This is a genomic window from Lentibacillus kapialis, assembly GCF_014646635.1.
In the GTDB taxonomy this organism is placed as follows: domain Bacteria; phylum Bacillota; class Bacilli; order Bacillales; family Amphibacillaceae; genus Lentibacillus; species Lentibacillus kapialis.
The window spans coordinates 1-5460 of sequence record NZ_BMNQ01000095.1 but is presented as its reverse complement, the minus strand read 5'-3'; the positions used below and the strand labels follow the sequence as shown (position 1 = coordinate 5460).

Sequence of the window (5460 nt, the reverse complement as noted above, 5' to 3'; positions counted from 1 at the left end):
CTGCTTCTACGCTACCAGTTACCCAGTAACGCATGATTCCAGGCTAACCGAATGAATAGGAAACTTTCGGTGTGAGTACGTTTCAACTCACTAGAAATAGCGGAGCTTTCAGCTCGCGCAGTCGTCCGCGTAGCGGACGAACTTATGTCCACGTCTTTCCAATTCTTTATCTAATTCGTTTAGATATACGTTACTGAGGATTGGTGACAAGTTCCCGCCCTGCGGAGCACCGACGCTTGAAGCTGTAACCATACCTTCTTCCATAATACCACTTTTAAGAAATTTCCATATCAATTCAAGTACTACTTTGTCCTGTATAAATACCTTCAGGTATTCCATCAGCTTTTGATGGTGAATCGTATCAAAGTAGCTTTTCAAATCGCAGTCTACAACAGTACGGTATCCCTGTTTGTAATAGTGGGCTGCTTTCTTGATTGCCTGTTTAGCATTTCGGTTTGGTCGAAACCCATAGCTATGTTTTGAAAAGTAAGGATTTATTTCCTGTGCAATGACCTGATAGATAGCTTGCTGCACCACACGGTCCAATACACAAGGAATCCCTAATTTTCGTTTCGACCCATCGTCTTTCTTAATCTCCACCCGTCTTACTGGTTGCAGCTGATAGGAACCATCTCTCACTTTTCTGCGAAGTGATGAGTAATATTGCTGCATATGACCGTATAGCTCATCAACGGTGATTCCGTCAATGCCTGGAGCTCCTTTGTTAGCTCTCACATGCTTATACGCCATGTACAGATTATCATGATCGATTACTTGGTCAATTAAATTCGTACCATCCTGGCGATTCATTTCTGTGTGGATATTACTGCACACTTCCGCATACCCTTCCGTTTCCAACGTATCTCTTTGCGAACAGTCATCTTCCGATGTATTCTGTGGTCGTTGCAATATCCTCACCTCCATCAATCACTAAGATTACTACTGTTCAGCCCTTCGTTCCTAATGGAACTACTACGGCGTCTGCTGACTTCTTACAATTCAACCCGCCATCACTGACGCGTTTGTTCCTGTGAGATATTCCATCTCTCTTGTCGGGAACCCTTGTAAGACCTCCCGGGGTAAGTGTTATCTCTTTCCTCTCATTTAGCCGCCACATTTACACAATGGAATTCGGGTAGTATTGGACTTCATCTTGTATTGCAGACTTATCCGTCCCAATTATGCCTGATATGGTTCGTGTACCTCGGCTCAAGAGTTTGCCGCCAACTTCCTTCAGATTCCACCTCACGATGGACACCCTTGTCTTTGGCTAACGGTTCCTACTACCAAGTCCGTAGGAGACTTTCACTCCCTAGACATAACACATGCCCGGCGCACAATAAAGGCGATACACATGAGACATGACTACTGTGTATCGCCTTTTTAAGATATAGACCAAGATTTGCTTAATTTATTTTCTTGTTGTTTTTATCTCGTATAATAATATCATAGGGAATTTCTTCGATAGATAACTCTTCCCGTTTTAATTCGATTATTTTATCCACGTAATATTCAATTTGCTTAACCTTCTCATCTGAGTTCCCGAACCAACTATTATTTATTTTTGTCTTTATAATAATCTGTAATGGTTGAGGATGAAACGAAGAAGCAAACCCTCTATATTCGTTGAATTTCTTATTTGTTTCCTCTCTTATTGCAGCAAATATAGGGTGCCATTCCTGATTCTTTATCTCACGTTCGCTTTTCTTCTTTAATTTAACTGTATACTTCATATTCGTTTTTGATAAAATGGCATTAGTAATGCGTTTTTCGAGTTCACCATTCCCTGCAAAATTTTTATCTGTTCCTTCAATTATGATTTTCTTCTTCGGTTCAACCAATATTGAATAGCCCAAATTGTGTCCTTTATCTTCTAATACATCTGACACAATATTTGAAACCTTATCTATTGATTCCCTTAACTTTTTTTCCTCTTTATTACGTGTAACGGTACTCTCCGAAATCCTGAACTTTATATCAAAATCCTTAAATCCTACCTCTTTTGCAGTATCCGTTATTATGTTTCTAATCTTACTTTTATTGGCCTCTAAAAAACCCTTATCCTTAACCTGTGCGGTTAAAATACGTTCTTTATGAGAGTAACTTAATCCTACCTCGCCATATTCTTTGTCCTTTAATTCGTTTGAGCTTCTTCTAAATATCTCTTCTATTTTAGCTTTTTCTTGTTTCGTTTCGTTCATACTTTTTACTAATTCATCTTCAATCTGCTCATCCGATTCAGCATTTGCCGATTCTTCTGAGTTGATTGCAAATACGAAAGCTGCCCCAAAAATGATTATGATTGACACAAGACCAATAACAACTTTTTTGATATTAATCACCTCCCTAAAAGAGGTGTATGTCCACTTATTTTTATTATTCTTCAGTTTTCTGAATTCATTGAATTAAACTTCAAAAGCCGTAACGCATTTAGAATAACAATAACAGCAGCTCCCGTATCACTTAGAACGGCCATCCAAAGCGTAAGCCAACCTGGAATTATAAGAGCTAATGCAATGAATTTCACGACCAGCGCAAACCAAATATTTTGTTTGATAATCATCAGTGCTTTCTTGCTTAAATGAACGGTAAAGGGGAGTTTTTCCAGATTATCCGCCATAAGAACAATATCAGCCGTTTCCATTGCGGTATCTGTCCCTGCACCGCCCATCGCAATACCCAGATCAGATGTAGCAAGTGCAGGCGCATCATTGATTCCGTCACCAACCATTGCAACATTATGACCTTCGCTTTGCAATGTCTTAATGGCCTCTACTTTATCTTCCGGTAATAGTTCAGCGAAATAGCGATTTACATTCATTTGCTCTGAAATCATTTTTGCTGTTCCTTCATTGTCACCTGTCAGCATTGACAGTTGATTGACACCAACGTGCTTCAGGCCATTCAATGCTTCGACGGCAGTTTCACGAATCGTATCGGCCACAGAGATAATCCCGATTATTGCTTGTTCTGTTCCGACGATCACGACCGTTTTTCCTCGCCGCTGCATGTCTTCCACCCTGGTTCTAATGTCTTCCAACGGAACATCCATTTCTTCAAAAAGTTTCAGATTGCCGGCATAATGAACGTGCTCATCAATTGTGGCCTGAACCCCTTTGCCGGTTATATTCTGAAACCATTCACCATGTTTCGGCTGAATCCCCTGTTCCTTTGCGTAATCAACAATCGTTTGTGCTATTGGATGTGTGGCGTAATCTTCCAGTGTGAAGGCCAGAGATAGCAATTCATTTTCAGAGACAGTTAATGCTTCAATTTCGGAAACGTTTGGTTTTCCTTCCGTCAATGTCCCTGTTTTATCAAATGCTATTGACTTGATAGCGCCTGCCTTTTCCAAAAAGGTTCCACCCTTGATTAAAACACCATTCCTCGCAGCATTTCCAATAGCAGAAACAATCGCTACAGGCGTCGATATAACCAATGCGCAGGGACAAGCCACAACGAGTAATGCCAGCCCTTTATAGACCCATTCATCCCAAGCTCCAAAGCCAAAAAGCGGTGGCAGAATAATGATAGCTAGTGCTAACCCGAACACGATAGGTGTGTAGACACGTGCGAATTTATCAATAAAAGCTTCAGTAGGGGCTTTTTGTTCCTGCGCTTCTTCAACAAGATGAATGATTTTCGATATGGTTGTATCGTCAACCAGCTTCGTAACTTCAACATCAAGCGACCCACTCTCATTAATCGTTCCTGCATAAACGGTATCACCACTAATTTTGTCGACCGGTATCGACTCTCCTGTTATGGGAGCCTGATTAACACTAGTTTCCCCCTGAATGATCCTGCCATCCAACGGAATACGATCACCCGGTTTAATGACAATTGTCTCACCGACTGAAACATCTTCCGCCGGTTTTTTGACTAATTCTGAACCAGCTTTGATCCATGCTTCTGATGGTGCTAATTCCATTAAATCACTGATTGAATTCCGCGTTTGTTCGATTGACCTGTTTTGCAGGCTGTTCCCGAGTGTAAATAACCAGACAACGGTTGCTCCTTCAAACCATTCACCAATCAAGGCAGCGCCAATTGCTGCAACGGACATCAGAACATTCATATCCAGCGAGCGGCTTTTCACAGCAAAATAAGCGCTTTTGACAGGCTTATAGCCACTGATAATGATGGCAGCCGCATACAACATAATGGATATTATGCCAGGTAACCCAGCGTACGTGCCAACAAAGCCAAGAACAATGAGTATACCTGATGCGGTAATCAACCCATACCCTTCCGTGTTATGTGTCTTTTCTGCAGGTTTTTTGCCATCTGTAAGCAGCGACGCTTTATAACCGATTTTGGATACTTCGGAAATGATGTCATCAACACTATTTTCATGCGCCACTTTCATTTTTCCGGTTGAAAAATGAACACTGATATCATTAACTGATGAAATTGTATTTAAATGGTTTTCAATGCTTTTGGCACAACCTCCGCAATCCATACCAACAACATCATACGTTCTGTAATGTTTATTCTGATTGAGCGGTTCGGCCGTGTAGCCCAGTTTTTGAATCTCGTTTTCAACATTGCCGGGGGACAGGACGCCGCTGCCTGACACGTGCAGTTTTGCTGTATTATAATTCACGTTCACCTCGTGAATATCGTCCAATCGGTTCAAACGCTTTTCTATGGTCACAGCGCAGGAAGGGCAATCCATCCCGTGTATGCGATATTCGGCCTTTTCACTTTCATCAGATGTGGCATGTGTTGTTTTGGCAGTTGGAAATGCAACAACACTGCCGTTACTGCAACAGGAAGCGGGTTTATCACTCTTATGGTCACAGCTTCCATGATTGTCTGATCGCGTTAGACGTCCTTTTTCATTTGATCCACAGCATTTCTCCGACATTGACTTCCCCCCTACGTTATATGATTTTCACACGTGGCAACATCACTTTCAACGTCTTCAAGCACAACATCAAACATTGTCAATAAATCACGCACCTGATTATTGCGCAATCCATAATAAACGTATTTTCCTTCCTGCCGACCCGCTATAATACCACAGCCTTTTAAACACGCTAGATGCTGTGAAATGTTCGATTGATTGCCCTCTATAGCGTCAACGATTTGTGATACCGTTTTTTCTTCGTTTTTGATACACTCTAAAATTTGAAGTCTTATTTTATGCGCAAACCCATGTAAAAACTTTACTTTCATATCCATATCCATGTTTTTCAACATTTTATTAACCCCCATCATATTAGAAACACCTAATATGTTTTGTTAATATATATATTACGCATTTCTAATATGTGTGTCAAAAAACCGAGCTCTGAAGCCCTTGTAATGGAGAAAAGGTATACTAAAAAGTTAGAAAAACCGGGCAAAAGGCGGCCCGGTCTTTTTTCTATCTTCGTTAGAGAAAATCCGATAATTTATATTCCTGTCCATGTACGCCATTATAATACGTTGGATACATTTCCCCTCCACACATTT

5 protein-coding genes are annotated in these 5460 nt (G+C 40.9%); all 5 read right to left on the bottom strand.

Annotated features, from left to right (window positions below):
* Nucleotides 1-108 precede the first annotated feature (108 nt).
* The 5 genes from IEW67_RS17345 to IEW67_RS17330 all read right to left on the bottom strand — a co-directional run bounded on the left by IEW67_RS17345 (nucleotide 109) and on the right by IEW67_RS17330 (nucleotide 5205).
* Complete coding sequence (locus tag IEW67_RS17345) at nucleotides 109-909, bottom strand: reverse transcriptase domain-containing protein (RefSeq protein WP_229671935.1); 801 nt, start codon at nucleotides 907-909, stop codon at nucleotides 109-111.
* Nucleotides 910-1117: 208 nt separating this feature from the next.
* Entirely contained in the window at nucleotides 1118-1249 is a 132-nt protein-coding gene (locus tag IEW67_RS18375) for a hypothetical protein (RefSeq protein WP_268238694.1), read from the bottom strand.
* A 157-nt stretch (nucleotides 1250-1406) separates the two neighbouring features.
* Nucleotides 1407-2342, bottom strand: a complete 936-nt coding sequence (locus tag IEW67_RS17340; RefSeq protein WP_229671933.1) for a hypothetical protein — start codon at nucleotides 2340-2342, stop codon at nucleotides 1407-1409.
* Between the two features lie 41 nt (nucleotides 2343-2383).
* Nucleotides 2384-4870 (bottom strand): heavy metal translocating P-type ATPase, encoded by a 2487-nt coding sequence (locus IEW67_RS17335; protein ID WP_188634334.1) that lies wholly within the window; start codon nucleotides 4868-4870, stop codon nucleotides 2384-2386.
* Between the two features lie 11 nt (nucleotides 4871-4881).
* Nucleotides 4882-5205 (bottom strand): ArsR/SmtB family transcription factor, encoded by a 324-nt coding sequence (locus IEW67_RS17330; protein ID WP_188634333.1) that lies wholly within the window; start codon nucleotides 5203-5205, stop codon nucleotides 4882-4884.
* Nucleotides 5206-5460 lie beyond the last annotated feature (255 nt).